The sequence below is a fragment of the Coriobacteriia bacterium genome (assembly GCA_030652115.1).
Taxonomy (GTDB): Bacteria; Actinomycetota; Coriobacteriia; order Anaerosomatales; family Anaerosomataceae; genus UBA6100.
Map to the genome: position 1 here is coordinate 468,564 of JAUSBK010000001.1, position 26,787 is coordinate 495,350.

General features: G+C 66.6%; 27 protein-coding genes. 16 read left to right on the plus strand and 11 right to left on the minus strand.

Annotated elements, in window-relative coordinates:
* The first annotated feature begins 171 nt into the window (after positions 1-171).
* Both Q7W51_02335 and Q7W51_02340 read left to right on the plus strand, forming a co-directional pair.
* On the plus strand, positions 172-1,272 hold the full coding sequence (locus Q7W51_02335) for a type IV toxin-antitoxin system AbiEi family antitoxin (GenBank protein ID MDO8847211.1): 1,101 nt from the start codon (positions 172-174) through the stop codon (positions 1,270-1,272).
* Positions 1,269-2,105: a GSU2403 family nucleotidyltransferase fold protein gene (locus tag Q7W51_02340; protein ID MDO8847212.1), complete on the plus strand. Its 837-nt coding sequence runs from the start codon at positions 1,269-1,271 to the stop codon at positions 2,103-2,105. The genes Q7W51_02335 and Q7W51_02340 overlap by 4 nt, the downstream gene beginning before the upstream one ends.
* 636 nt (positions 2,106-2,741) lie before the next feature.
* Here Q7W51_02340 and Q7W51_02345 read toward each other — a convergent pair.
* From Q7W51_02345 to Q7W51_02355, 3 genes are read right to left on the minus strand one after another with little or no spacing between them, the layout of a single operon-like run.
* Entirely contained in the window at positions 2,742-3,443 is a 702-nt protein-coding gene (locus tag Q7W51_02345) for a TrkA family potassium uptake protein (protein MDO8847213.1), read from the minus strand.
* Positions 3,444-3,453: 10 nt separating this feature from the next.
* Positions 3,454-4,161 carry a TrkA family potassium uptake protein gene (locus tag Q7W51_02350; GenBank protein ID MDO8847214.1) on the minus strand — a complete coding sequence of 236 codons (708 nt, stop codon included), beginning with the start codon at positions 4,159-4,161 and terminating at the stop codon, positions 3,454-3,456.
* Between the two features lie 53 nt (positions 4,162-4,214).
* Entirely contained in the window at positions 4,215-5,159 is a 945-nt protein-coding gene (locus Q7W51_02355) for a calcium/sodium antiporter (protein MDO8847215.1), read from the minus strand.
* Positions 5,160-5,390: 231 nt separating this feature from the next.
* Between Q7W51_02355 and Q7W51_02360 the strand changes: the two genes are divergently transcribed.
* Entirely contained in the window at positions 5,391-6,650 is a 1,260-nt protein-coding gene (locus Q7W51_02360; protein MDO8847216.1) for an HD-GYP domain-containing protein, read from the plus strand.
* Positions 6,651-6,663: 13 nt separating this feature from the next.
* On the opposite strand, the gene Q7W51_02365 is transcribed toward Q7W51_02360, so the two are convergent.
* From Q7W51_02365 to Q7W51_02375, 3 genes are all read right to left on the minus strand, one after another.
* A complete protein-coding gene (locus Q7W51_02365) occupies positions 6,664-8,592 on the minus strand; it encodes an ABC transporter ATP-binding protein (protein ID MDO8847217.1) in 1,929 nt (642 codons plus the stop codon).
* A gap of 77 nt (positions 8,593-8,669) precedes the next feature.
* Entirely contained in the window at positions 8,670-10,397 is a 1,728-nt protein-coding gene (locus tag Q7W51_02370) for an ABC transporter ATP-binding protein (protein ID MDO8847218.1), read from the minus strand.
* Positions 10,394-10,918: a MarR family winged helix-turn-helix transcriptional regulator gene (locus tag Q7W51_02375; GenBank protein ID MDO8847219.1), complete on the minus strand. Its 525-nt coding sequence runs from the start codon at positions 10,916-10,918 to the stop codon at positions 10,394-10,396. Before Q7W51_02375 ends, Q7W51_02370 begins: the two co-directional genes overlap by 4 nt.
* A 159-nt stretch (positions 10,919-11,077) precedes the next feature.
* Between Q7W51_02375 and Q7W51_02380 the strand changes: the two genes are divergently transcribed.
* From Q7W51_02380 to Q7W51_02395, 4 genes are read left to right on the plus strand one after another with little or no spacing between them, the layout of a single operon-like run.
* Positions 11,078-11,521, plus strand: coding sequence for a GatB/YqeY domain-containing protein (locus tag Q7W51_02380; protein ID MDO8847220.1), 444 nt, complete (start codon positions 11,078-11,080; stop codon positions 11,519-11,521).
* Positions 11,522-11,526: 5 nt separating this feature from the next.
* Complete coding sequence (locus Q7W51_02385) at positions 11,527-11,904, plus strand: VOC family protein (GenBank protein ID MDO8847221.1); 378 nt, start codon at positions 11,527-11,529, stop codon at positions 11,902-11,904.
* 42 nt (positions 11,905-11,946) lie between these two features.
* A complete protein-coding gene (locus tag Q7W51_02390) occupies positions 11,947-12,732 on the plus strand; it encodes a hypothetical protein (protein MDO8847222.1) in 786 nt (261 codons plus the stop codon).
* Positions 12,733-12,755: 23 nt separating this feature from the next.
* Positions 12,756-13,520, plus strand: a complete 765-nt coding sequence (locus tag Q7W51_02395) for a nitroreductase family protein (GenBank protein MDO8847223.1) — start codon at positions 12,756-12,758, stop codon at positions 13,518-13,520.
* Positions 13,521-13,531: 11 nt separating this feature from the next.
* On the opposite strand, the gene Q7W51_02400 is transcribed toward Q7W51_02395, so the two are convergent.
* Complete coding sequence (locus Q7W51_02400) at positions 13,532-14,026, minus strand: PaaI family thioesterase (protein ID MDO8847224.1); 495 nt, start codon at positions 14,024-14,026, stop codon at positions 13,532-13,534.
* Between the two features lie 104 nt (positions 14,027-14,130).
* Here Q7W51_02400 and Q7W51_02405 point away from each other — a divergent pair, with 104 nt between their 5' ends.
* From Q7W51_02405 to Q7W51_02420, 4 genes are all read left to right on the plus strand, one after another.
* A complete protein-coding gene (locus Q7W51_02405; protein MDO8847225.1) occupies positions 14,131-14,598 on the plus strand; it encodes a nucleoside deaminase in 468 nt (155 codons plus the stop codon).
* Positions 14,598-15,440, plus strand: coding sequence for a methyltransferase domain-containing protein (locus Q7W51_02410; protein ID MDO8847226.1), 843 nt, complete (start codon positions 14,598-14,600; stop codon positions 15,438-15,440). Before Q7W51_02405 ends, Q7W51_02410 begins: the two co-directional genes overlap by 1 nt.
* A gap of 3 nt (positions 15,441-15,443) precedes the next feature.
* On the plus strand, positions 15,444-16,670 hold the full coding sequence (locus Q7W51_02415) for a M28 family peptidase (protein ID MDO8847227.1): 1,227 nt from the start codon (positions 15,444-15,446) through the stop codon (positions 16,668-16,670).
* A gap of 121 nt (positions 16,671-16,791) precedes the next feature.
* Complete coding sequence (locus Q7W51_02420; protein MDO8847228.1) at positions 16,792-17,346, plus strand: hypothetical protein; 555 nt, start codon at positions 16,792-16,794, stop codon at positions 17,344-17,346.
* 65 nt (positions 17,347-17,411) lie between these two features.
* Here Q7W51_02420 and Q7W51_02425 read toward each other — a convergent pair whose 3' ends face one another.
* Positions 17,412-18,626, minus strand: a complete 1,215-nt coding sequence (locus Q7W51_02425; protein MDO8847229.1) for a DEAD/DEAH box helicase — start codon at positions 18,624-18,626, stop codon at positions 17,412-17,414.
* Positions 18,627-18,900: 274 nt separating this feature from the next.
* Here Q7W51_02425 and Q7W51_02430 point away from each other — a divergent pair, with 274 nt between their 5' ends.
* The 4 genes from Q7W51_02430 (at position 18,901) to thiF (ending at position 22,042) form a co-directional block, all read left to right on the plus strand.
* Positions 18,901-19,230 carry a MoaD/ThiS family protein gene (locus tag Q7W51_02430; GenBank protein ID MDO8847230.1) on the plus strand — a complete coding sequence of 110 codons (330 nt, stop codon included), beginning with the start codon at positions 18,901-18,903 and terminating at the stop codon, positions 19,228-19,230.
* Between the two features lie 119 nt (positions 19,231-19,349).
* Positions 19,350-21,125, plus strand: a complete 1,776-nt coding sequence (locus Q7W51_02435; protein ID MDO8847231.1) for an aldehyde ferredoxin oxidoreductase C-terminal domain-containing protein — start codon at positions 19,350-19,352, stop codon at positions 21,123-21,125.
* A 79-nt stretch (positions 21,126-21,204) separates the two neighbouring features.
* The gene (locus Q7W51_02440) at positions 21,205-21,444 is read left to right on the plus strand and encodes a MoaD/ThiS family protein (GenBank protein MDO8847232.1); all 240 of its coding nucleotides are present in this window, start codon (positions 21,205-21,207) and stop codon (positions 21,442-21,444) included.
* Positions 21,445-21,448: 4 nt separating this feature from the next.
* On the plus strand, positions 21,449-22,042 hold the full coding sequence (thiF, locus tag Q7W51_02445) for a sulfur carrier protein ThiS adenylyltransferase ThiF (protein MDO8847233.1): 594 nt from the start codon (positions 21,449-21,451) through the stop codon (positions 22,040-22,042).
* A gap of 89 nt (positions 22,043-22,131) precedes the next feature.
* Here the strand turns inward: thiF and Q7W51_02450 are convergent, their stop codons facing one another.
* From Q7W51_02450 to Q7W51_02460, 3 genes are all read right to left on the minus strand, one after another.
* Entirely contained in the window at positions 22,132-23,151 is a 1,020-nt protein-coding gene (locus tag Q7W51_02450; protein MDO8847234.1) for a rhodanese-like domain-containing protein, read from the minus strand.
* Positions 23,152-23,209: 58 nt separating this feature from the next.
* Positions 23,210-24,118: a hypothetical protein gene (locus tag Q7W51_02455; protein MDO8847235.1), complete on the minus strand. Its 909-nt coding sequence runs from the start codon at positions 24,116-24,118 to the stop codon at positions 23,210-23,212.
* Positions 24,119-24,211: 93 nt separating this feature from the next.
* The gene (locus Q7W51_02460; GenBank protein MDO8847236.1) at positions 24,212-24,412 is read right to left on the minus strand and encodes a hypothetical protein; all 201 of its coding nucleotides are present in this window, start codon (positions 24,410-24,412) and stop codon (positions 24,212-24,214) included.
* 148 nt (positions 24,413-24,560) lie between these two features.
* On the opposite strand from Q7W51_02460, the gene rlmKL reads away from it, so the two are divergent.
* Positions 24,561-26,759: a bifunctional 23S rRNA (guanine(2069)-N(7))-methyltransferase RlmK/23S rRNA (guanine(2445)-N(2))-methyltransferase RlmL gene (rlmKL, locus tag Q7W51_02465; GenBank protein ID MDO8847237.1), complete on the plus strand. Its 2,199-nt coding sequence runs from the start codon at positions 24,561-24,563 to the stop codon at positions 26,757-26,759.
* Positions 26,760-26,787: the final 28 nt, after the last annotated feature.

Sequence of the window (26,787 nt, forward strand, 5' to 3'; positions counted from 1 at the left end):
TCAGGCCAGAAGTGGCGTGTCTGTCCAGGACCAGCAGGGCACTCCTGCGACCGACCAACGTACACCCCGAACGACTTCAGGCTCTCCGCCTTCTCATGTTCGTGAGTTGCTTCTCGTGTTTCCTGAGAGTATGGTGTTTCCCATGTGGGACACATGGCACCAGGAGGAAACATGCCCCTGCAGTACGAGAAGCACTCCAGACTCGAGCGTGCACTTCGCGATCTCTTCCCGGATCAGCCGATTGAGCTTCATCCGGAGAATCGCAGGCATGCTACGGCAGGCCGCGCTGACGTCGAAGCACGCGTAGGTGATCTGTACCTGCTGATCGAGATCGTCGATCAAACGAGCACCGCACAGCTCAAGGACGCCGCCGGGCTGCTTTGCATGCGGCAGGGCGAGCGGAGCGACGCTCTCGCCGTTCTCGCCGCGCCCTACTTCAGTCCTGCGAAGCAGGAGCTGCTTCGGGCGGCCAGCATCGCCTTTCTCGACTATGCGGGCAACGCGTGGATCAGCGCCCCCGGGGTCCACATCGACCGGCGGGGGTTCCTCAACCCAGACAAGGAGACGCGCGAGCACAGGGACCTGTTCTCAGACAAGGCCTCTCTCGTGTTGCGGACGCTCTTGATGGCGGAATCGCCGATCGGCATCCGGCAGATCGCCGAGCTCGTGGGTTCGTGCGATGAGCGGATCACTCTGACACCGGGCTACGTATCGAAGGTGGTCCAGGAGCTCGAGCGTCGTGGGTACGCTGCGCGGAGGAGCGAGGGAATCGTCCTGCGTCACGGCCCCGAGCTGCTCGGCGATTGGGTGGCAGCGCACCGCTCGAGGAGACCACGTGACGTCCGCATGTACTTCATCACCGCACCCAATGCCGAGTCGGTCATCGCGCCTGTTGCCGACGTCCTTGCGGCGAGGCGGATCGATCACGTCTTCACAGGTCACGCTGGCGCGAGCGTCGTCGATCCCTACGCCGCTTTCGATGCTGTGGACCTCTACGTCCGTGAGGTTGACTCCGCGCGCGGTGCGCTCGAGGACTTCGGCGCCCGGCCGGTAGACCGGGGCGGCAACGTGAACCTGCTGGTGCCCTACTACAGGACCTCGGCGTTCTATGGGAGTCAGGTGGCAAGGGTCGGTGAGACGACGGTCAGGGTTGCATCCGACATCCAGCTCTACCTGGATCTCTACGATGCCCCTGTGCGTGGGCGCGAGCAGGCCGAGCACCTCTACGACCGTCGCCTGCGGCCCTTGCTCGAGAGGGATGACCGATTGTGAGCGGCCTCGACCCGGTCCTTCGGCGCGGCCTGAGCGCGATCGAGCCGTATCTGGATGAGGTCGTGCTTGCTGGCGGATGGGTGCCCCACATCTACGAGCTGCTCTATGACGCGACCGCATCGGGCCGCTCGCCGAGGACACGTGACATCGACCTCGCCGTTCGGCGGACCGTGCCTCTCAAGGGCCGGAGCATCGACGAGCTGCTCACGGCTGCCGAGTTCGAGTGCCGGTTCCATTCACTCGACACGCCGCCGGTGACCAAGTATGTGGCGACCACCACCGAGGGGGAGGTTGAGATCGAGTTCATCACCGATGCGCCGGGCGCGGCCGAAGGCGCGGTCCAGGTCCAGTCCGACCTGACGGCACAAGGGCTGCACTACGTCGGCATCATGCTCGAGGACCCATGGGCGGTCGATCTTGGCGCGCTCACCGGCGAGGCAGCTGACCATACCGTCTTGGTACCGCGGCCGGGGGCATTCGTGTTCCACAAGGCGCTGGCGTTCAGGGACCGCCGCGACCGCCTCAAGCGCGAGAAGGACCTCTACTATGTCTTCTTCGTGCTCGACGCCTTCCCGGCGTGGAGAGAGATGATCGCCGCTGAGTTCACGAGGTTCGCCGCAGTCCAGACCGCGTGGTTCAAGAAGGCGCATCGCAACCTGTCATCGCTGTTCGACAGTCCCGATTCGGCCGGGGTTGCCGCGCTTGTCAATCAACGCCCTCAGACAGCGTTTCCCGGCATGGCGGACGAGCAGTTCCGTCAGTATGCATTCTCTGTCATGAGCGATCTCGTCAGCATGATGAGCGCGGCGTCGCAGGACTCGCTCGAGTGCTGAGGTGCGACCGGCACCTTCCGCCGGGCGGCTTCGTCCCTTGCCTCGCGCGGTCTTGCTCACCAGGGCACTACATCGTATGGCGGCGACTATCTCCACTAGAAGGAGCGACAGCGTGGATCCGATCTCCGAGTACCTCTCGTCATCGCCGTTGGCATGGGGCTGTTCCTGATGCTAGTTGGAGTCATCGCTCTCGTCAGCGCAGAGACGCTGGCGAACATTCAGGTGCGGTTCGGTGCTGGCGAGGGGGAGAGGGCGTTCCAGAAGTGGATCGCCAGGGCTGTTGGAGTGGTGTTTATCATTCTGGGTCTATCCCGTCTGGCAACTCACTTTCTCTGAGTCGTTGCACGGTCCGCTGCGTCGTGACACTCAGCTAACGACGTGGTCTACCGTTACCTTGGGACCGTGACGCTCGTCGGATGCAGGGCGTGGATCGTGCTTGTCGGTGCAGCCGCGATTGTCCGCTGTCGCTGAGTCCGCGAGAAGCACCCGTTTGCCCCGAGCGCGGACGTGCGGGGTTCTGCGCGGAGTCACTCCGCAGCCGGGGAAGGCGCCGAGGAGGCATGTCCTCCGAGGCGCCGCGGGCCCCCGGCGAGGACTACGCAGCGCGGGACTCCGCACGCCCGCGCCAGTCCCACCCTAGTGCTGCCCCGGCTCCTCGTCCGCCTCGGCCTCCCGCTTGATTCCCAGCGCGCTCAGAACCGCAACGTCATCCAGCGCTCCCTGGGCGAGCAGCAGCAGCTGATCGCCGGCCTCGAGCACCGTCTCGCCGCGGGCCGCGCGCACGCCACCTTCGGCGGCAAGCACCGCCATCACGGTGATGTTCGCGGGAAGCGCAACCTCGGCAAGCGTCTGGCCCACCGCTGTTGCGTCGGCGGGTAGGCGCACCTCGTCGACCGCCACATCGTCGGCGCGCAGGTCGAGGAGCGGGATCACGTCGCCGAAGACCAGGTCGCGGCCGATGAGGCCGTAGAGCATCGCGGGAGATGAGACGGCAACGTCCACGCCCCACGCCTTGTCGAAGAGCCACTCGTTGCGCGGGTGGTTCACGCGCGCGTAGACCGTGCCGCCCTCGAGCACCTTGGTGAGCATGGCCACCACGAGGTTGTCCTCGTCGTCGCCTGTGACCGCGATGACCATCTCGGCATCGCCGGTCCCCGCGCTCTCGAGCACCGAGGGCTCGCACGCGTCGCCGGTCAGGGTCTCCACTTCGGGCAGCGCCGCGCGCAGGTACTCGACCCGCTCGGCGCGCTGTTCGATCAGCGTGACCGCGTGCTTCTTGTACAGCCGCTCGGCGAGGTACTCTCCGGTCTTGCCGCCGCCGACGATGACGACCTTCATCTTCGGCCTCCTATTCCAGCCCCAGGAGCTTCTTGAGCTCCGGGAGCGCGTCGCGGGTCACGGTGATCTTCAGGCGGTCGCCCTTGTGAAGCTCGGTCCGCGGCTCGGGCAGCATGGCCACGCCGTCGCGGACGAGCGTGGTCACGTGGAACTTGCCGGGGTAGGCCACGTCGTTGATGGTGCGACCGGTGAGATGCGTGGTGGCCTCGGCAGTGATGACCACGACCTCGCCGCCGCCGAAGGTCGCCACGGTCTTGAGGTCCGGCTCGAGGATGCTTGCGAGCAGCATGTTGCTCGACCAGTTCACGCTCGAGATCGTGGGGATGCCGAAGCGCTTGTAGATGACCGCGCGCCGCGGGTCGTAGATGCGCGCCACCACGCACGGCACGTTGAAGCGCTCGCGCGCGACGCGTGCGCTCACGATGTTGGAGTTGTCGCCGCTCGTGACCGCCGCGTAGGCGTCGGCTTTCTCGATGCCTGCCTTCACCAACGTGTCGCGGTCGAAGACCTCGCCGGCGATGCGCCGTCCGCGGATGTCGGCCCCCGCGATGGAGAACGACTTCTCGCTGCGGTCGATGACCGCGACCGAGTGACCGCGCTCCTCGAGCATCGATGCGAGGTACCGCCCGACGCGCCCGTACCCTCCGATGACGACGTGCATGCGCAGCTCCTGAAAGCCGAGGCGGGTCTCCCCGCCAACCGAGGTGTGGGTACTCATGCTAGTACCTCTCACCCGCCGAGGCCACACCGCACGACCCCTCGGCCGGCGTCTCAGCTGAAGAGCAGCACCATGTAGCCCGCGTAGAGCGCGAGGAAGACGCCGCCTTCGATGCGCCCGATCCGCCCGCGGACGAGCAGCAACAGCGCAAGCGTCACGCACACGCCGAGCATCACCCACACGTCGAGCGAGGCCATATGCGCGGCCACGCCGATGGGACGCACGAGCGCTGCGATGCCGAGGATGCCGAGGATGTTGAAGATGTTGCTGCCCACGACGTTGCCGACCGCCACGTCGGCATGCCCGCGCGCCGCGGCCATCACGCTTGTCGCCAGCTCGGGCAGCGATGTGCCGACCGCCACGAGCGACAGCCCGATGATCGCCTCGGACACGCCGTAGGTGCGGGCGATATCCGTCGCGCCGGTGATGAGCAACTGCGAGCCGATGACGAGCGCCCCGAGCCCGAGTGCGAGGTAGCCGATCCCGGCACCGATCGATCCCGGCCCGGTGAACTCCTCGGCCTCATGCTCGTGAAGCTCCCTCGAAGGTTGCGTCCCGGAAAGCTCGGTGCGGTAGGAGTAGGTGACGAACGCGGCGAGCGCCACGAGCAGCACCGCGCCCGCAACGCGGCCAATCTCGCCGGTGAGCGCGATGAGCGCGAGTGCGAGGGCGGCAGCGAGCATGACGCCCGTGTCGCGGCGCAGCGCCTCCGGCTTAACGATGATCGGTGCGATGACCGCCGAGGCGCCAAGCACGCCGAGGACGTTGAAGATGTTGCTGCCCACGACGTTGCCCACGGCGATGTCTGAGCTGCCCCTGAGCGCGGCGCCTAGGCTCACCACAAGCTCCGGTGCCGAGGTGCACCATGCCACCACGGTCATGCCGATGAGCAGCGGCGAGAGCCCGAAGCGGCGGGAGACGGCGACGGCGCCGCGGACGAGGAACTCGCCGCCGCCGAACAGCAGCGCGAATCCTCCGACCGCAGCGAGGTACATCATGCCCGATCACTCGTCCTTCCACCCGCCGGCCGCCATGAGTTCGGCGTGCGTGCCCTGCTCGACGATTGCGCCCTCGTTCATCACCAGGATGAGGCCCGCATCCCGAATCGTCGAGAGGCGATGCGCAGCTCGTGCGGCCGTGCATGAGCTCGCTCTCGATCTTCCCCGGGCTGTTGCGGGTATATCCACCCAGGGGCAGGGGGCCGCAGCTGCAGGCGAGGGGAGCTGCCGGTGGATCCATCGCGTGCACAACTGCTCGAGCGGTTCAAGCGTCTCGGGTTCGTCTTCGTCATGGTGCCCGCGCTTATCGTGGCCGCCGTGGTCGTGGTCGGCATCCGGCAGGTCCAGATCATGAGTTATGGCCGCATGATCGCGTCGGGCCTGAACGGAATCGGTGTCGCCAGCATGGGCCAGGGCGACTCGATCACGGACCCGGTGGTGCAGGAGCACTTCGAGACCAACTTCTATTCGCTCGTGGACCAGGGCTCCTTCGTCTGCATCACGCTGGTCTCGGTCGACGGAGAAGTGTATGCGACCACCGCCGAGGAGGGGTGTCAGCTCACCGCGCGCGGGCTTGCCGAGGTCGACCAGGTGCTCCCCAAGGATGCCCCGTACAACGCCATCGTGCACGAGGAGGAGGTCGACGCGCTTCTGGTCGTGGCACCGCTTCGGCTGACACCTGACGATGAGCCGTACGGCGCGGTCATCGGGGCGCGTCCCTACTCGCTCATCGGGCCGTTCATGAACGGCGTCTCGACTGCCATCGCGGTGGTGGTGCTCTCAGGAGCCATGCTCACGTACACCCTGCTGAGACTCTTCATCCGAAAGGCAGAGCAGGAGATCGATATCCAGGCGCGGCATATCGATGTGCTCAGTCAGCGGCTGAGTGCCTCTCTGCGTGATGCAGAGCAGCAGAGCGTAGGCACGCTCCAGGCGCTCGTGGCGGCGGTCGACGCCAAGGACAGCTACACCGCGCGCCATTCCTTGAACGTCGCCGACTACGCGGTCGCCCTTGCCAAACACATGGGCCGAGACGACCTGGTTCCGCAGCTCGAACGAGCGGGGCTGCTGCACGACGTGGGCAAGATCGGTGTCCCCGAAACGCTCCTGGCGAAACCGGCGGCACTCACGCGGGAGGAGTACGCGTCAGTCAAGGAACACTCGGCCGTCGGCGCCGATATCATCACCATGATCCCGTTCCTCGCCGATATCGTCCCCATCGTTCGCCACCATCACGAGCACCTGGACGGCTCGGGATATCCGGACGGGATCACTGGCGACGAGATCCCACTGCCTGCCCGGGTCCTTGCGGTAGCCGATGCGTTCGACGCGATGACGACCGTGCGGCCGTACCGCAAAGCGATGCGTCCGGCAGTGGCGGTCGCCGAGATGGTGGCGTGCAGCGGCACCCAGTTCGACGGCAACGTCGTCGAGGCGCTGGCCGAAGCGATGGCCGACGGTCTGCTGAGATTCAGGGGTGACACCGCGTAGAGGCCGGGGCTGCCTACACCGCTTCGTCGAACGCCTCCGAGAACTGGCTGTTGTACAGGTCGGCGTAGAAGCCATCGGCCGCCATGAGCTCGTCGTGCGTGCCCTGCTCGACGATCGCGCCTTCGTTCATAACCAGGATGAGACCTGCGTCACGGATGGTCGAAAGGCGATGCGCGATCACGAAGCTCGTGCGGCCTTGCATGAGCCGCGTCATCGCCGCCTGGATCAGCGACTCGGTGCGCGTATCGACCGAGCTCGTCGCCTCGTCGAGGATGAGGATCGGCGGGTCGGCCACGAACGCGCGCGCGATCGTGAGCAGCTGCCGCTGTCCCTGCGAGATGTTCGAGCTGTCGTCGTTGAGTTCGGTCTCATAGCCCTCGGTGAGCGTGCGCACGAAGTGGTCCACGTGCGCCGCGCGCGCGGCCGTCATGATCTCCTCGTCGGTCGCGTCTTCGCGGCCGTAGGCGAGGTTCTCGCGGATCGTGCCCTTGAACAGCCACGTGTCCTGCAGCACCATACCGAAGGTATGGCGGAGCTCGTCGCGGGTCATGTCGCGCGTGTCCACGCCGTCGATCAAGATCGCGCCGCCGTCGAGCTCGTAGAAGCGCATGAGCAGGTTCACAAGCGTGGTCTTGCCCGCGCCGGTGGGGCCGACGATCGCGACCGTCTGGCCGGGAAGCGCCTCGAGCGATAGGTCCTCGATGAGTGGCTTGTCCACCGAATAGCTGAACTTCATGTGCTTGAACTCAACGTGGCCCTTCGGCTCGGTCAGGTGGACCGGCGTCGTGGTCTCGGCGATCTCCTCGGGTGCGTCGAGCAGCTCGAAGACGCGCTCGGCGGACGCCACTGCCGACTGCAGGACGTTGGCTGCCGAAGCGGTCTGCACGATCGGCTGGGTGAACTGGCGCGAGTACTGGATGAACGCCTGCACGTCGCCGAGGCTGAGCGTGCCGTTTGCGACCTTGAGGCCACCGATCACGGCCACGCCCACGTAGTTGAGGTTGTTGAGGAAGTGGAGCGACGGCTGGATCGTGCCCGAGATGAACTGCGCGCGGAACGACGCCTGGTACAGACCCTCGTTCTCGCGGTCGAACACCTCGACCGCCTCGGCCTGACGGCCGAAGACCTTCACCACGCCGTGGCCGGAGAACATCTCCTCAACGTGGCCGTTCAGCGTGCCCGTGCGCTCCCACTGCGCCGCGAACTGCTTCTGCGAACGCTTGGCGATGAACATGGTCACCACCACCGAAAACGGGATCACCAGCAGCGACAGTCCGGCGAGAAGCGGGCTGATCCACAGCATCATGCCGAGCACGCCGATGATGGTCAGCACCGAGGTGACGATCTGGGCCGCCTGCTGCTGGAGCGTCTGCGCGATGTTGTCGATGTCGTTGGTCACACGCGACAGCGTGTCGCCGCGCGAGTTGTCGTCGAAGTACTTGAGCGGCAGGCGCGCGAGTTTCTCGTCGACTTCTTTGCGAAGGCCGTAGATGGTCTTCTGCGTGATGCCAGCCATCAGATACCCCTGGCCCCAACTGAAGAGGGCCGAGAGCAGGTAGATTCCGGCGAGCAAGAGCAGCCACTTGGCTACGAGGTCGAAGTCCACGCCCTCGCCGATCGTGATCGACATGCCCGAGATCATGTCGGCAAGGTTCTCCTCACCTGCGGCGCGCAGCATCTCGACCGCCTGGTCCTGCGTGGTGCCCGGCGGCAGCTGCTCGGCCATGGCTTTGCCGATCACGCCTTCGAACAGCACGTTCGTGGCCGTGCCGAGAATCCGCGGCCCCGCCACGCTGCAGGCCACGCTTGCCGTGGTGAGCAGGAGCACGATCACGAGCATGGCGGTGTGCGGCTTGAGATAGCCGCCGAGCCGCTTCAGCGAGCCCTTGAAGTCCTTCGTCTTCGCCCCGGCTGTCATCAGCCCGTGGCCGCCCGGGCCCATCATCGGGCCGCCGGCACCCGGTCCGCGACCGGGACCGGCTGCGGGAGCAGGCGCCGCGTTCGGCTTCGTGTTCTCGCTCATGCGACCTCCTCCTCGGTCAGCTGGCTTCGGACGATCTCCAGGTACGTCGGGCAGGTCGCCATGAGTTCGCTATGCGTGCCCATGCCGACGATGGTCCCCTCATCGAGCACGACGATCCGGTCGGCGTGCATGATCGTGCTCACGCGCTGAGCGACGATGATCACGGTCGCTTCGGCAGTGTCGTGCGCGAGCGCTGCGCGCAAAGCCGCGTCGGTCTTGAAGTCGAGCGCCGAGAAGCTGTCGTCGAATACGTAGATCTCGGGGCGCTTCACGAGTGCGCGGGCGATGGCCAGACGCTGGCGCTGGCCGCCCGAGACGTTGCTGCCGCCCTGGGTGATCGGCGACTCCAGCCCGTCTTCCATCGCCGAGACGAACGCCTTGCCCTGCGCGACCTCGAGCGCGTGCCACAGCTCGTCGTCGGTGGCCTCCTCGCGTCCGTAGCGCAGGTTGCTCGCGACCGTGCCGCTGAACAGGAACGCCTTCTGCGGGATGAAGCCGACCCGGCTCCACAGCTCGGCCTGGGTCATGTCGCGCACGTCCACACCGTCCACGAGCAGCGTGCCGCCGGTGACGTCGTAGAAGCGCGGGATGAGGTTGATGAGGGTTGACTTGCCGCTGCCCGTGCTGCCGACGATCGCCGTGGTCTGTCCCGGCTGCGCGGTGAAGGAGATGCTGCAGAGCACGGGGTCCTCGGCGCCAGGGTAGCGGAACTCCACGTTGCGGAAGTCCACCACGCCACGGGTCTCGGCCGGCGTGACCGGCTCGGCCGGGTCGCAGATCTTCGGCTCGGTGTCGAGCACCTCGTTGATGCGGTCGGCGGATGCCTGCGCGCGCGGCACCATGACGAACATGATCGCGGCCATCATGACCGACATGAGGATCTGCATGATGTACGTGAGAAACGCGGTGAGGTTGCCGATGGGCATTGCGCCGCTGTCGATGCGCAGGCCGCCGAACCACATCGTGGCCACCAGCGAGAGGTTGAAGATCGCCATCACCGCGGGCATCACCATGGCGAACAGGCGGCCGACCCCGAGCATCGTCTCCGAGAGCTCCCGGTTGGCGCCGTCGAAACGTGCCTCCTCGAAGTCGCTTCGCACGAACGCGCGGATCACCCGGATGCCCGAGAGCTTCTCGCGCATCACCTGGTTCACCCGGTCGATGCGCGACTGCATGCTTCTGAACATCGGCATGGCGTTGCGCATGATGAAGCCCAGCATGAGGGCGAGCACGGGGATCACGACCACGATGAGCAGCGAGAGCGGTGCATCCTGCCGAACGGCCATGATGATGCCGCCGATGGCCATGAACGGCGCCATGATCATGATGTTCAGGCCGATGACGACGAGCATCTGGATCTGCTGCACGTCGTTTGTCGTGCGGGTGATGAGCGACGGCGCGCCGAAGACGTTCAGTTCGGCGAGAGAGAAGCTCTGAACCTTGTGGAAGACCGCGTGGCGCAGGTCGCGTCCAAAGGCCATCGCCGTTCGAGATCCCCAGTAGACCGAGATGATCGAGACCACGCCGAGAACGAGGGTGACGGCCAGCATGATCGTGCCCTCGCGAAGGATGAAGTCCGTGTCGCCCTTGGCCACACCGTCGTTGATGATGTTCGCGTTCAGATCGGGCAGGTAGAGGTTCGCGATCGCCTGGATGAGCACGAGTGTCGATACCAGGGCGATCTGCTTCCAGTAGGGCTTGAGATAGCGGAAGATCCGCATCATTGCGGCCCCTCCTCTGCGTGTCCGGGGTGGACCCAGGCGCCCACGCCACGCTGCTTGAGGACGGCCTCCACATGATCGTTCACCGCGCCGAGGATGCGCGCGAACTCCCGCTTATCGGCATCGGGCATCGAGCCCATGCTGACGTTCAGCATGTCCACGAAGCCCGCGTGCATCTCATCCGCGAGCGCGCGGCCAGCCTCGGTGAGGTACACGCGCGAGACGCGCGAGTCGGCTTCGTCCGGCCGGCGCTCGATCACCTCGGCGCCCTCCATCCGCTGCAGCATGGTGGTCACGGTCGGCCGGGAGACGTGCAGCATCTCCGCCAGGTCACTTTGGCTCATGCCGTCGCGGTGGGCGAGCGCCTGCAGGCAGCCCGCCTGCGCCGGATGCATGCTCTCCTCGGCGAAAGTCGCCATCAGCAGGCGCCGATGGAGCATCATCGCACGCTTGAACGCGCGGAACGCTTCCATCGTAGTGGCGTCGACCTCTTCGGGGCCGAACTCGAACACAGGGTGGGTCACGGGATCACTCCCTTGCGGTGATTGTTAGCGACCGAAAGATTAGCAGACTAATGGTTAGGTCGCTAATCTAATGCACCGGAACGTCGAATGCAAGGTTCTCGCGAGGAGCCGGTGCGCTACACTCGGACGTGGCCCGATCGGGTGAAAGGGGCGGAGCGCATGAACAAGGACCTCATCGGCTCGGAGATCACCGCCGCGATGCGTGCACACGACAAGCCGCGGCTGTCGATCCTGCGTCAGGTGAAGAACGAGATCGACATCAAGGAGAAGGAGTCGCAGCGAGACGTCACTGATGAGGAGGTCATCGCCGCGCTCAAGAAGGTGCTCAAGCAGACGGGCGAGACGCTCGAAGGGTCGATCAAGGTGGGCACCGACGACGCGCGGACGGCGCTGCTCGCCGGGCAGGTGGCCATCCTCGAGGGCTACCTGCCGGCGCAGGTGACCGGCGACGCGCTCGCGCAGGTCGTCGAGTGCGTGATCGCCGACGGCGGCTTTACTGAGAAGCGCGACATGGGCCGGGTCATCGCCGCCGCGGCCGCCCGATGCGGCGGCAACTGCGACAAGGCCGAGCTTGCCCGCGTCGCCGGATCGAAGCTGGGCTGAGCGCCATGGACCTCACGCCGCACCACATCGGCATCGTCGTGAGCGACCTCGAGCGCTCGAAGGCGTTCTACCGCACGCTCGGCTTCGAGCAGGCCGCCGAGCGCGTGGGCGAGGACAAGACGCTCTCGTTTCTCCGGCTCGGCGCGATCCAGTTGGAGCTCTTCTGGTATCGCGAGCCGGTGCCGGCTGCCGAGGTGCCTTCGCGGGTCCTCGGCTTCAAACACCTCGCGCTCGAGACGCACGACATCGACGCGGCGTTCGCAGAACTCCGCTCGGCGGGTGTACTGCCCGAGGATGCGGCCATCCGCGAGATCCCGCCAGACTGGCGGCTCCTGTTCTTCAACGACCCCGACGGGGTCGAGATCGAGATCAAGCAGGCGTAACGTCGGCGGCCGCGCAAGCGCGGGCGCCCGGAAGGGAACGTGATGCGGGTGAAGCGGATTCTTGGTGTGCTCCTGATCGTACTTGTTGTGGCGGCCGCGCTGGCGGGCTGCACTGACGAGACCACTCCGGATGAGTCAGGGACCACCGGCACCGAGGCGGAGCCAAACGAGCAGCCCGCAGGCGAGTGGGCCTCGACGCTTCCGATGGAGCCGGGCTACGCCTGGGACATCGCCATGTACCCCGGTGGCGGCACCCTGCCGGTCGCGCTTCCCGTGGCCGGCCCGTGGACGCTCGAGGCGGGCGCCGACTGGGCGGTGAGCACCACCGAGATCGTGGACCCCGCAGACGTTGATGGCATCGACGCTTTCACCGACTACGACTACGTGGTGAAGGCGTCCGACGCCACTGCGACCTACTTCTATCCGCGTCAGGTGACCGGCGAGTGGATGCTCCAGCTCGGCAAGATCACCCTGACCGGCGACCAGGCCACGGCTGAGCCCTACGCCAACCCGCTCAAGTTCTGGCCGGTCGACTTCGAGGTTGGGGAGACCTTCGTGGTCTCGGACACCGGCAGCTTCGGCATCAACGCCACCGTGCTCGCCAAGAGCGCGGTGACGACCCCGGCCGGCACGATCGACGAGGCGTACCTGGTGCGGTTCGACTACACGCCGCTCGCCGAGGGCGCGATGGAGGGCACCCAGTACTACATCCTGTCGCCCGAGGTCGGCTTCGTGGCGCTCTTCAGCGTCGCGGCCGGCGATGAGGCGACCGGCTTCACGGCGCTCGACTCCGCGCAGGTGCTCGTGACGATGCCCGAGAAGCGATAGCGCTCCAGCCGATCGGAGGAACCATGCTGAACCCCACGCTCGAGCTCATCGAGCGGCGCCGTTCCACGCGCGTCTACGATCCAGCGCCGCTTGCCGCCGAGGAGCGCGAGGCTATCCTGCACGCCGCACTGCGGGCGCCCACCGCCGGCGGCATGGTGCTCTACACGATTCTCGAGGTCGAGGACCAGGCGCTGAAAGACCGCCTGGCGATCACCTGCGATGATCAGCCGTTCATCGCCAAGGCCCCGTGGGTCCTGGTCTTCGTCGCTGACTACCAGAAGTGGCTCGACCTGTTCGAAGCGAGCGGGTGCTTCGAGATCGACGACATCGCGCCTCGCAGGTCCCCGGGCGCAGGCGACCTGCTGCTCGCATGTTCCGACGCGCTGATCGCCGCGCAGACCGCCGTGATCGCCGCCGAGTCGCTCGGCATCGGGTCGTGCTACATCGGCGACGTTCTGGAAAACGGCGAGATCCACGCCGAGCTGCTCGGCCTGCCGGCTTACACGCTGCCGATCGCGATGGTGTGCTTCGGCCGGCCGCTCAAGGAGCAGGAGCCGATCGAGCACTTCGGCAGGCACCTCGTGCATCGGGACCGCTATCGACGCCTGGAGGCGTCGGAACTCGCCGAGGTGGCCACGGACCTGGAGCGCCTCCACGCGCCTCACGGGCTTCCTCCTGGCGTCACGAGCTATCCGCAGGCGGTGTACCGGCGCAAGTTCACGCCCGCCTACATGGATGAGATGAACCGGTCGGTCGCCTGGTGGCTGGAGCGCTGGCAGGGCCGATAGGCAAGGGCGCGCTACCCGATCGTCTCGGGCAGAGGGCGGGCGTCGGCGAACCACTCGCCTTCGAAGTCGCCCTCGGCGATACGGTCGATCGGCAGGCGCAGGTAGCGCCCGCGCGCCTCGACTGCCACGGTGCCGTCGTCGAGCAGGATCTCGCCGGTGCCCTCGAACAGGCGTCCCGAGTCCTTGGTGATGCGGGCGTGCGCCACCACGTCGCCGTCGAGCGGCACGGGCTTGCGATAGCGGACGGTAAGCTCGACGGTGACGCCCCAGGCGCTGGGATCGGTCAGGTTGATGGCGCGTCCGATCGCCTCGTCGAGGATGGTGGAAGCGAGCCCCCCGTGGAGTCTGCCGGGATACCCCTGATGTTCGGTGCGGGGCCTGAAGACCCCCACGAGCTCCCCGTTGTCGAGCTCGAAGAATCGGGCGTGCAGCCCGGCTGTGTTCTCGATGCCGCACACCATGCACATGCGGCTGACGTTCTGTGCGGCGCGTACCGTTGGGGCCATGGCCATCCTTCCGCTCGGGGCGTCTCATTGTAGTCTGACTGCATGGTGCGTCGGTGCCGCCGTGGGGACATACTCGAGGGGACGCCGAGTATCGGGGGTCGAGAATGCACGAGGAGTACATGCGGCGAGCCATCGCGCTCAGCCGCGAGAAGATGCGCGAGGACGAGGGTGGGCCGTTTGCGGCCATCGTCGTGCGCGACGGCGCCATCGTCGGCGAGGGGTGGAACCAGGTCACGGGCCACAACGACCCGACCGCGCACGCCGAGATCGTGGCCATCCGTGAGGCTTGCCGCACGCTCGGCACCTTCTCGCTCGAGGGCTGCGTCATCTACACGAGTTGTGAGCCGTGCCCGATGTGTCTTTCGGCGATCCACTGGGCGCACATCGATTCTGTCTTCTACGCCAATACCGCCGACGATGCTGCAGCCATCGGCTTCGACGATGCGCGGCTCTACCACGAGCTCGCGCTCTCGCCCGACGAGCGCACATTGCCGATGGCGCGCCTGCTCGCGGGCGAGGCCATCGAGGTGTTTCGCGAGTGGGCGGCGGATCCCGACCGGGTGCCGTACTGATGGCCGACTGGCACGCACTCCTCGCCTGCCCGCACTGCGGTGGAGCCCTTGCGGAGACGGCCGGCGCACTCGTCTGCACGCAGGGCCACTCGTTCGACATCGCGCGGCAAGGCTACGTGAACCTGCTGCCCGGTGGCGCCCGGGCGGACACCGCCGATACCCCGGAGATGGTGGCCGCTCGCGTGGACTTCCTCGCGCGGGGCCATTTTACGGCGCTCGACGAGGCGCTCGCCGAGGCGGCCGAGAGGGCCGCCGCAGACGTCGCGGGCTGCGTCGTGGATGTGGGAGCCGGGACGGGCGAGCACCTGGCGGCCGTGCTCGAGCGGCTGCCGGAGCGCACGGGTCTGGCGCTCGACATCTCGAAGCACGCAGCGCGGCGGGCCGCCAGGGCGCACGACCGTATCGGCGCGGTGGTCTGCGACGCGTGGGCGGCGCTGCCGCTGCGCGACGGGATCGCCGCGGTGGTGATGAGCGTGTTCTCGCCTCGCAACGCTGCCGAGTTCGCGCGGGTTCTCGCGCCCGACGGTGCGCTCATCGTGGCCGCACCGAACCCCGAGCATCTTGCGGGGCTCGTCGGCCCACTCGGCATGGTGAGCGTGGACGAGCGCAAGGAGGAGCGGCTGGAGGCGACGCTCGGCGGGCACTTCCACCGCGCTGACGGCACGCGCGTGTTGCGCGAACTGCAGCTTTCGCGAGATGACGCGCTCGCCGCGGCGCTCATGGGGCCGAGTGCGCACCATCTTGATCCCGACGAGACCGTCCGAAAGCTGGCCGCACTCGGCGAGCCGCTGGCGGTCACGCTGTCGGTCACGGTGAGTACGTGGAGACCGAAAGGAGCGTAGCCGATGGACGATCCTGCCCGCGACGCAACTGCCCGGGTGGCGGAGCACCTGCGGCTCCTCACGACGTTTCCCGACCGCCACGTGGGCGGCGAGGGCAATCGTGCGGCCACGTCGCTCTTCGCCGACGAGATGGCCTCTTTGGGACTCGACGTTCGGCGCGTCCCGATGACGTGCGTCGAGTGGGTGCCGGGGTCCGCGTGGCTCGAGGTCGGGGGTCAGCACCCTGCCGTGCATGTCGGACCATACTCGCTGCCGTGCGAACTCGAAGCGCCGTTCGTGGCGGTCTCGAGCATCGAGGAGCTGGAGAGCGAGGTGGTGCGTGGCGCTGTGGTGCTTCTCCACGGCCAGGTTGCGACGGGCCAGGTCATGCCGCGCAACTTCACCTTCTACAATCCCGACAGCCATCGGCGCGTCTATCAGGCGCTCGACACGTTCGCGCCTGCTGCCGTCGTGGCCGCGACAGGCCGTGACCCTGAGATGGTGGGGAGCCAGTACCCGTTCCCGCTGTTCGAGGACGGCGACTTGGACATCCCGAACGCCTACATCACCGACGTCGAGGGCGCGCAGTTGGTGGCTCTCGGCGAAACTCGTGCCCGGCTGCGCATCGCATCGCAGCGGCTGCCGGCGACTGCCGAGCATGTGGTGGCCACGCTCCCGGGCACCGGGGACGGCCGCATTGTAGTGACCGCTCACATCGACAGCCGACGCGGTTCACCCGGTGCGCTCGACAACGCCACCGGGGTGGCCACGCTGCTCGAGGTCGCGCGGCTGCTGTCGGAGGACTACGCCGGCGAGGCCGCCATCGAGTTCGTGCCGTTCAACGGCGAGGACGACTACGCCAACCCCGGCGAGCTGCAATGGATCGCCGAGAACGACGGCCGCTTTGGCGAGATCGCGCTCGGCATCAACATCGATGACTCCAGCCAGCACGACGCGGTCAACCACGTCTCGTTCTACGGGTGCCCGGAAGGGGTTGAGGGCGCGGTCCGCTCGGCCATGGGGCCGTACCCTGAGATCGCCGAAGGCCCGCAATGGTTCCAGGGCGACCACGCCATCCTCGGCATCTACGGGCGTCCGGCCATCGCGGTCGCCTCGGCCGAGATGATGTCGTTCATGGCGAACTACGCGCACACCGAGGGCGACGTGCTCGAGCTCGCGGATCCCGCGCTCGTGGCGAGGACCGCCGCGTTCATCGCCGATGTCGTCCGTCACGTTTCACCCTTGGCCTAGCCCCGCGACCCAGGTCCAACTATCGAGAAGTACTTCGCGTTCTGTGATACCGGACACGGTATTGCGACCTGCGTATCTCTACGATACTCGCACGCACCCCTTCCGGCAGAGGAGGCCAGCGATGGCGGGATGTCCGAGCAGCGCGTACTGCGTGTTCTACAAGACGATCGAGCCGAGCATCGTTAAGCGCGTCCGGTACGCGTCGATCTACTCGTACTGCAGAGGCGGCGAGCACGCCGTCTGCGCGCTCTACGACAAGGTCGCGACCGGTCTGCCCGTCATGCACAATCTCATGCCCGACGGGTCGATCGGCGAGTATCTCGATGAGGACCGTGCGGTGGTGCACCGCTTCCTGGTGATCGAAGACTCGCCTGTCTTCGCCGCATTGGCCGCGAGCGTGATCTCCTCGCACTTCACCGGCGCCCAGATAGTCCGCAAGTCAACATACGACGATGCCGCCGAGGAACTCGCTGATGGTATGTTCTCAGCGGTGGTCTGCGGGTTCGGCCTTGGCGGGGAGCGCACTGCGCACGACGTACGACGGATCACGACGGCTCCGCTGGTGGTCCTCACCGGGCGGCCCGGCAAGATCGATCCCCCGTCGGGATCCCGCGTGGTACACAAGGGCGCCGGCCCCGAGGCGCTGGCCTCCGCGCTCCGGGCGTGTCTGGCCTAGGCAAGCCGCAACAGACGAGGGCGCCGCATGTGCGGCGCCCTCGGTGAGTTCGGGAGTCTCGCGTGCTACCGCCGCCGGCGACCGCGGCTCCGGCTCGAGCTGAACACCGTGCGAACCGCGCGTGTGGCGGCGCGATCCGGGTTGGGGACGAGCCGCTGCTGCGAGTAGTCGAAGCCCTCGGCGTCGTGCGTCTCGAGCACGGTGCCGATCTTCGTCTCGATATCGCGGAGCTGCTCGTGCTCCTCGGGGGCGAGGAGCGAGACAGCCGTGCCGCTCTTGCCGGCGCGGGCGGTCCTGCCGATGCGGTGGACGTAGTCATCCGGCGAGTTCGGGATGTCGTAGTTCACCACATGGCTCACATCGTCGATGTCGATGCCGCGCGCGACCACGTCGGTGGCCACGAGCACGCGACAGCGGCCGGTCTTGAGGTTGTCGAGCGCGCTCTGGCGCTGGCTCTGCGAGCGGTCGCCGTGGATGGCGGCGCTCTTGATCCCGGCCTGATGCAGCACCTTAGCCACGCGGTCCGCGCGGTGCTTGGTGCGGGTGAAGACGATCACGCGGTCGAGGTTCTGCTCGTTGATGAGGTGCACCAGGAGCTGACCCTTCTGCTGGCCGCCGACCGGGTACACGCGCTGGTCGATGAGCTCGATCGGTGTTGCCGAAGGAGCGACCTCCACGCGGATCGGGTCGTGCAGCGTGGAGCTCACGATGCGCATGACGTCCGAGGACATCGTGGCCGAGAAGAGCAGGTTCTGCCGCTCGGGCGGGATGGTCGCGATTATCTTGCGGACCTGCGGCCAGAAGCCCATGTCGAGCATCCGGTCGGCCTCGTCGAGGACGAGGATCTCCACGTTGGAGAGGTTCGCGATCCTGCGCTCCATGAGATCGAGCAGGCGGCCGGGGGTGGCCACGAGCAGATCCACGCCGCGCTTGAGCGCCTTGGTCTGCGGCTCGTAGCCGACGCCGCCGTACACGACCGCGACACGATGCTTCGTGAACTTGGTCACCTGTATGGCCACTTCTTCGATCTGCTGTGCGAGTTCGCGCGTGGGGGTGACCACGAGCGCTCGGGGTCCGCCGGGCTTGCTCTCGAGACGCTGCAGAAGCGGCAGCACGAAGGCGGCGGTCTTGCCGGTGCCCGTCTGGGCGCAGCCCACGACGTCACGGCCTTCAAGCACCATTGGGATTGCATCACGCTGGATGGGGGTCGGGCTGGTGTAGCCCATCGCCGTCACGGCCTCGAGAAGGCGTGGCGAAAGACCCAGATTGTCGAAACTCAAGTATGAGCTCCTTCCTCGTGCGCCATGTCAGGTCGCACTGCGGCAGACGCAGTCGTTCCGACACATCACGAGGAAGCGAGGAGGGACAACCGAGTCTTAGATTGAGCGCCCACAATGGGGCGGACGCGTTACTCGGCGCATTATAGCTGCTCACAGGCCAGAAAGCGAATCGACCGTCCGCGCGGATCGTGTAGGCCGCATGCAGGTGCTCGCGTAGAATATGCATGAGGCACGCCGTGTGGGGTATGAGAAGCATGAACCGAGGAGGAGCGCCGTGCCCGACAACACCGTGAGCGTTCGCATGTTCGGCTGTCTTCACACGCTGCGCAAAGAGCGCGGCCTTCCTACCACCGCCGATGTCCCGATCGCCGAGGCGGGTGTCACCGCCGCTGGCCTCGCCGAGCAGCTGGATCTCCCGCTCGACATGATCGAGGGCGTCTTCTGCAACCGGACCGTGTACCCGATGAGCTACCCGATCCGGCCCGGCGACCGCGTTGCATTCGTGCCCAAGGGCACGCCCGGTCCGCATCGGTTCTACCTCGGCCTGTACGCGGCGGGCCAGGAAGAGGGCGCATCCGACGCGCCGCCTACCGATGGGGACTGACTCGGCCGCTGCGCACCGAGGCAAAGGCACTGAATAGGGGGATTAACTGGGAGGTGGACCACCACGGCGCATGCTCTCCGGCCAGTGAGCAGCGCCGTGAACAACGAAGGGAGCGGCATATGCGGGACATCGTGCGTGTCAACATGGCTACCGGCGCCATCACTCGGGAACCACTTCCCGATGGATGGGCGCGCTACGGTGGCCGGGCGCTGACCTCCGCGCTCGTGTTCAAGGAGGTACCGGCCGACTCGGATCCTCTGGGCCCAGACAACAAGCTCGTCTTTGCGCCCGGCCTCCTCGGTGGCACGTCCGCTCCGAACGGCGGGCGGTTGTCCGTGGGTGCGAAGAGCCCGCTGACCGGCGGTCTGAAAGAGGCGAACGTCGGTGGTCAGGCGGCGCACGCCCTCGCTAAGCAGGGCATCGCCGCTCTGGTCATCGAGGGTAAGCCTGCTGACGCTGCGGCTCGCTACCTGCTCGTGCTCGAGGCCGATGGAGCGATGAAGCTCGAGCGTATGGACGCATGGGCGGGTCTCGGCAACTACGCTACCGCCGATGCGATCAAGGAAACCCGTCCGGCCGATGACCGGTATGCGACCATCACCAACGGGCCGGCCGGTGAGATGCTTCTCAAGGCGGCCGCGATCGCCGTGTCAGATCCGAAGATGTACCCGAACCGCTTCGCCGGTCGCGGTGGCCTCGGCGCCGTCATGGGCAGCAAAGGCCTCAAGGCGATCGTCGTGTCGGACAAGGGTCTCCCGTACGTTGAGCATGCGGACAAGGATGCCTTCAACGCCGCGGTGAAGAAGTTCGCGAACGCGCTGACCACGCACGCCGTGTCGGGTCAGGCGCTGCCGACGTATGGCACGAATGTCCTTGCCAACATCATCAACGAGGCTGGCGGCTATCCCACGCGCAACTTCTCGGCCGGTCAGTTCGAGGGCGTTGAGAACATCTCCGGAGAGACGATGCGGGAGATGACCCTGGAGCGCGGCGGCAACGTCAAGCACGGGTGCCACACCGGTTGTGTGATCCAGTGCTCGCGCTACTGGTACGACAAGGATGGCCACTACAAGACCAAGGGTATGGAGTACGAGAACGTCTGGTCACTCGGCGCCGACTGCGGTATCGATGACCTTGACGCCATCGGCGACCTCGACCGCGAGGTCAGCGACCTGGGACTCGACGCCATCGAGATGGGCGCAACGCTCGCCGTCTACATGGACTCCGGCAAGATCGCATTCGGGGACGGCGCTGCCGCTCTCGCCGCGATCAAAGAGATCTGGACCGGCACCGAGTTGGGCAAGACCCTCGGCCAGGGTGCCGAAGTGACCGGCAAGGCGTTCGGCGTGAAGAACATCCCGGTCGTGAAGCACCAGGCGCTGCCGGCGTACGACCCGCGCCCGATCCAGGGCATCGGCGTCACGTACGCCACGTCTACGCAGGGCGCCGATCACACCGCCGGCTACTCGATCACCGCAAACGTGCTCGCTGTCGGCGGCAGCGTCGATCCGCTGAAGCCGGAGGGACAGGCGGCGCTTTCGCAGGGCTTGCAGATCGCGACCGGAATGCTCGACGCATTCGGTCTGTGCATCTTCGTCGCGTTCCCGGTCCTCGACATGCCCGAGGCCTTCGAGGCAATCTTCGAATTGGCCGAGGCGCACACGGGACTCAAGTGGGATGCGGATGCGCTCATGCAGGTCGGCAAGGAGACGCTGACCTACGAGCGGCTCTTCAACGAGCATGCGGGCTTCACGAACGCCGACGACCGCCTGCCGAAGTACTTCTACGAAGAGAAGCTCCCGCCGCACAACGTGGTCTTCACGGTCACGGACGAGGAACTCGACAGCGTGCACGACTTCGTGCCGGCTGTTGCTGCTTCACTCGGCATCAAGTAGGCAAGTGGCACAAGTACGCGCCCCGTGGCATCGTGAGTCCAGCGGTGTCACGGGGCGCGTACGCGCCGGGGAGGTTCACGTGAAGGTCGACGTGGTGCTCTTCGCCCATCTGGCCACCTTCCAGCCCGACGGCAAAGGGGGCAGGCATTCGCGTGCTTTCGACCTCGCGGAAGGCACCATCATCGCCGAGGTCGTGGAGATGATAGGCTTGCCTGACGAGCCCCGCGTGGTCTTCGTGAACAGCCGCCATGCGCCGGAAGACCAGGAACTCTTCGAGGGAGACCGGCTTGCGATCTTCCCGCCTGTAGCCGGAGGTTAGTGTGATGCCCGAGTGGGACACCGACCCACGTCTTGCGGACAAGCGTGTGGCGATCATCGGCTGTGGGGGGCTCGGCAGCAATGTGGCCGGGATGCTCGTGCGTGCCGGGGTGGGCCACCTCCTGCTCATCGACTTCGACACTGTTACTCAGTCGAACCTCAACCGCCAGTTCTTCTTCGCCGACCAGGTGGGCATGCTCAAGACGGACGCGCTTGCACTCAACCTCCGCCGGATCCGTCCGGACGTCGAGCTCGTGCTCCATCCCGAGCGGCTGACGACTGCAACACTCGTGTCAGCCATCCGCGATACCGATGTGGCGATCGAGGCGGTCGATGCCGCCGACACCAAGGCGACGATAACCGCGGCATTCATGGACCACCTTCCGCTCATGCCGCTGGTGACCGCATCGGGGATCGCGGGGTGCGGCTCGGCGAACACGATCGTCACCGAGCGTCTCGCCGAAAGGCTCTACCTCGTCGGCGATCTCACAAGCGATGTGAGCGTCGGCCTGCCGCTGTACGCCACGCGTGTGATGGTGGCTGCGGCTGCGCAGGCGCACATGGCGCTCAGACTGCTTCTCGGCGAGAGCGAACCGTAGGTCGCCATCCACGGCTCAGAACGGCAGGAACACGAGCAGGGCCCCGCATCGCGCGGAGCCCTGCTCCATACTCTGCTTGGATCGTCGGGCTACTGGACGGTGGGATAACCGGGGACCGTGGCCGGATCGAAGCCGGTGAGGCCTCCCATGCCGGCGTCGTTGGTCCAGCCGCTCATGCCGAACTTCATGTTGGAGGCGTCGTAGCCCATGAGGATCAGGAACATAGTGGCTTCTCCACCGGTGTGGCCGGTGTAGCAGTAGATGATGATCTTCTTGCTGGGATCGACCTTGTCGAGGTTGTCGGCGATGTCGGTCCACAGGATGTTGATGGCTCCATCGATGTGGCCCTTGGCGTAGTCCTCGGGCTTGCGCACCGAGATGATCTGATAGTCCGAGTCCTTGGCCTGCACGATGCTGTAAACGTCCTCGGGGGCGATCGTGGGGGCGGCGTCGCTGGCGAAGTACGCCTTGGCCTGTCCCTTGATGGCCTCGGCCACGTCGGCGTACTCGTCGTCGAGCTCCGGTGCCTCGAACGGGCCAGCAGCCTCGGTGGGCGTGCTGACGGTGGGATAGCCCGCGCCGGCCTTACCGGGGATGTCCACGCCAACGATAGCCTTGTCGGCTATCCAGCCGGCCATGCCGAACTTCAGAGTGTATGCATCGTAGCCGAGCATGTTCCAAACCATGTTCGTCATCGAGGCGGTGTGACCCGTGTAGCACACGACGACGATCTTCTTGGTGTCGTCGAGCTTCGCGAGGCTCTCGTCATCCGCGGTCGTCTTGAACGGTATGTTGATCGAGCCTTCGATGTGACCGAGGGCGTAGTGCTCGGCCGAACGGATGTCGACGATCTGATAATCCGGATCCTTGTCGGTCACGATCTTCAGCAGGTCAGCTCCCGCGATGGTGGGAACCGGCTCGTTCTTGAAGTACTCGTTCGCCGCCTCGATCATGGCGGCTCTCATGTCGGCGGACGGCTCGCTCGCTGTGGTCTCCTCGGCGACCTCTTCCTCGACCGCCGGCTCTTCAGTGGCGCACCCCGGCACGGCCACCAGGCCGAGCACGAGGACTGCGGCCAGAAGGGCGGTCATCCAGCGCTTGTAACTCATGGTGGATCCTCCTGTTCGTGCAGTCTGCGGCGAGATGGTCGCCGCGGCCCCTGTGCGGTCAGTCCCTGTTGGAGAGTTGCTTGAGTGTTACCGACACGAGCGAGATGAAGTTCGCGAAGAACGTCTCGAACGATCCGATCTCATCGGTCGTCCCATCTGGCTGGAAGACGGCTTCGAAGTCGCCGCCGGCCAGGCGCACCGAGATGTCCTGCATGTGCTCGGTCATGCGCGCCAGGCGCTTCAGCACAAGGGTGTCGATGAGTGCGCCGATGGTCAGCGCAGCGGCGACGAGCGTCAGGGCGACGGCCAGGAGCGTCCGCGCGAGCGCGGTTGCCGACTGATCGGCCTGAACAGAGAGGTCCTTGACCGCGTAGACGATGCCGATCGGCTCGGTACCGCCGGCATAGACCGGAAACGCTGCGTGTGCCGAGCTCCAGCCACTGTCGTCCGAGCGGATTCCCCAGTAGGCGCTGTCTTCCGGTGTGCTGTGGCACGCGTTCCAGCAGGCGCCGTTCGTCATCCCGATGAGCGCGCCTTCGTCGGTGAGATCGGACGGGGTGGCCTCGAACTGCATGTCGCCAATCACTGCGGAATCGGTGTTCGCCAGTAGCGCATAGGCGCTGTCTTCGTCCCACAGCGAAGGCTGGTCGATCGACTCCCGCGCATGGATGTACGCGCCTTCGTCAACGGCGTCCTCGTACACGAACAGTGCGTACTCGACGCCCGTGACCGACTTCATCTCCTTGAGCACCTGTTGCGCGCGCGAGGGCTCCGCGATGGGGTGGAATCCGTCCGGTGGTGAGAACTGCTCCCAGGCGACGAGCCCCTGGGCGGCAGTCCCGCTGGCCGACTCCGTGAGACTGTCGGCGTAGGACTGGTGCAGGAACATCATCAGCACCACAGCGCCGAGCAGGTTGACGATGACCACACTCGCAAGTATGCGGGTACGGATTGAGAGATTCTTCATGCGGTGCTGCCCCCTTGCCGGTCGTCTTGATCTGCACTCCATGGCCAGCGCGCCTGCGCGGAGCATCTCCTGCTCGCCGGGGCGCACCGCGCGCTACAGTCTGATGCCGAGGACCTCCTCGGCGGCCTTGCGCAGCAACTCGATCTTCGTAGAGTCGTCGGGGTCGTCGGGCTTGATGAGTGAGATGATGAATCCTGATCTCATGGCGATCGCACCCCGGGTCTTGAAGACATCGAGGTGGTTGCTCCGTATGTGCTGCTCGATCTTCTCTGCGTAGTCGTACAGAATGCCCATGTTGCTCACACCCCCTTGCGACATTATCTTCATGTTCGGCAAGTTTTGCACTCCTCATGAGAGCGAAGAGAGATTTGGCCGGGCCAGATGCGTGTCTGCGGGTTCCGTCTGTCTGTGTTCGAGACGCCGCTCGTGCTACGGTGCCCGCATGATCACCACGTTCCGATACGCGGCTACCTGCCCCAAGGGCGTCGAGCCGCTTCTTGCGGCCGAGCTGCGCGCACTCGGTGTCGCCGAGGTGCGCGAGACGCGTGCGGCGGTGACCTTTACGGGTCCTGTTGAGGCCGGGTACCGGGCGTGCCTCTGGTCGAGGCTCGCCGCCCGGGTGCTCATCAACCTCGCCGAGTTCCCCGCGGCTACCGCAGACGAGCTGTACGCGGGAGTTGCGGCCCTTCCGTGGGAGGAGCACCTCGCTGCTGACGGGACGCTCGCGATCGACGTCGTCGGCGCGACCTCCGGGCTCACGCACACACGCTTCACGGCGCAGAAGGCGAAGGATGCGATCGTCGACCGGCTGCGCGAACGGACCGGGAACCGGCCCTCCGTGGAGTTCGAGCGACCGGACCTGCGCGTGAATCTGCGTCTGGCGCGTGAGCGAGCGATTCTCTCGATCGACCTCTCGGGCGAACCGCTCCACGAACGCGGCTATCGCACGCCGGGCGAGCAGGCCGAGGCGCCACTCAAGGAGAACCTGGCGGCGGCGGTGCTCGTGCGCGCCGGGTGGCCTGAAGTCGCCGCGGCCGGCGGCGCGCTCGTAGACCCGATGTGCGGCTCGGGCACGCTTCTGGTGGAAGGCGCGCTCATGGCCGCCGACCAGGCTCCGGGGCTCCTGCGCGAGTACTGGGGATTCACGGGCTGGCTCGGCCATGACGCCGACGCGTGGCACGGGCTGCTCGACGAGGCCGACGACCGTGCCGAGGCCGGCCGCGACCGGTTGCCGGTGATCGCCGGCTTCGACGAGGACGCGAGCGCCATTGCGCTTGCGCTCGCATGCGCGAAGCGCGCGGGCTTCGGCGCCGCCATCACCGTGGAGCAGCGTGAACTCAGGTCGCTCAGGGCGCCCGCCGGCGCACGGCCGGGGCTCCTCGTGACCAACCCGCCGTACGGCGTTCGCCTCGGCGAGAGCGAGGCGCTGGTGCCCCTCTACGCCACGCTCGGCGAGCGGCTGCTCGCGGAGTTCGACGGGTGGCAGGCTGCGATCCTCACGAGTGACGAGTCGCTTGCGCGCGCGACCGGCTTGCGGAGCTCGGTGGCGCACACCCTCTACAACGGCACGATCGAGGTGAAGCTCTACCGATTCGAGGTCGCTCGCACCCAGGTGCGTGCCGAGGTGCGTCGCGCGCCAGATGCTCGCTCGGCAGGCGCTCAGATCCTCGAGAACCGGCTGCGCAAGAATGTCCGCCACCTCGGCAAGTGGGCGCGGCGCGAGGGCGTGACGTGCTACCGCGTCTACGACGCCGATCTGCCCGAGTACGCGGTGGCGATCGACCTCTACGAGGGCGCGGGTCCCGACGCCGGTCGGCGCCTTGCGCACCTGGCCGAGTACGCGCCGCCGCCGGAGATCGACGCGGCGATGGCTGAGGCGCGTCTGGCCGAGGCGATCGAGGTTGCCTCGGCCGTGCTCGAGGTCGCGCCCGCAGACGTGGCCGTGAAGGTGCGGCGCCGTCAGCGCGGCACCTCGCAGTACGAGAAGCTCGCCGAACGCGGCGAGTTCGTGGAGGTCGCCGAGGGCGGGCTGCGCTTCCAGGTGAACCTGCACGACTACCTCGACACCGGGCTCTTCCTCGATCACCGCCCGGCGCGTGCGATGCTGCGCGAGCTGGCGGCAGGCAAGCGCGTCTGCAACCTCTTCGCGTACACCGGTGCCGCGAGCGTGTACGCGGCGGCCGGCGGCGCCTCGGCGGTCCACACCGTGGACCTCTCGGAGACGTACGTCGAGTGGGCGAGGCGCAACATGGCGCTCAACGGCTATGCCGAGGCCACAGGCGTGCGCTTCTTCGCGACCGATGCGCTCAGGTGGCTTGCCGAGGAGCGGCGGCGGGTCGAGGGCGGCCTCGCCGAGCCGTACGGCGTCGTCTTCTGCGATCCGCCCACGTACTCATCGAGCAAGAAGATGACGCAGGGGACGTTCGACGTTCAGCGCGACCACGTGCCGCTGGTGACCGATGCGGCGGCCCTGCTCGCAGACGACGGGGTGCTCGTGTTCTCCACGAACCTGCGGACGTTCAAGCTCGACTCTGCGTCGCTTGCGGACCTGGCGATCGAGGATGTCACGCCGGCGACCATCCCGCCGGACTTCGCGCGCACGCCGCGGGTTCACCAGTGCTTCCTGGTGCGACAGCGGTAGGCAGCCGGGAATTCGCCAGGTTTCAGAT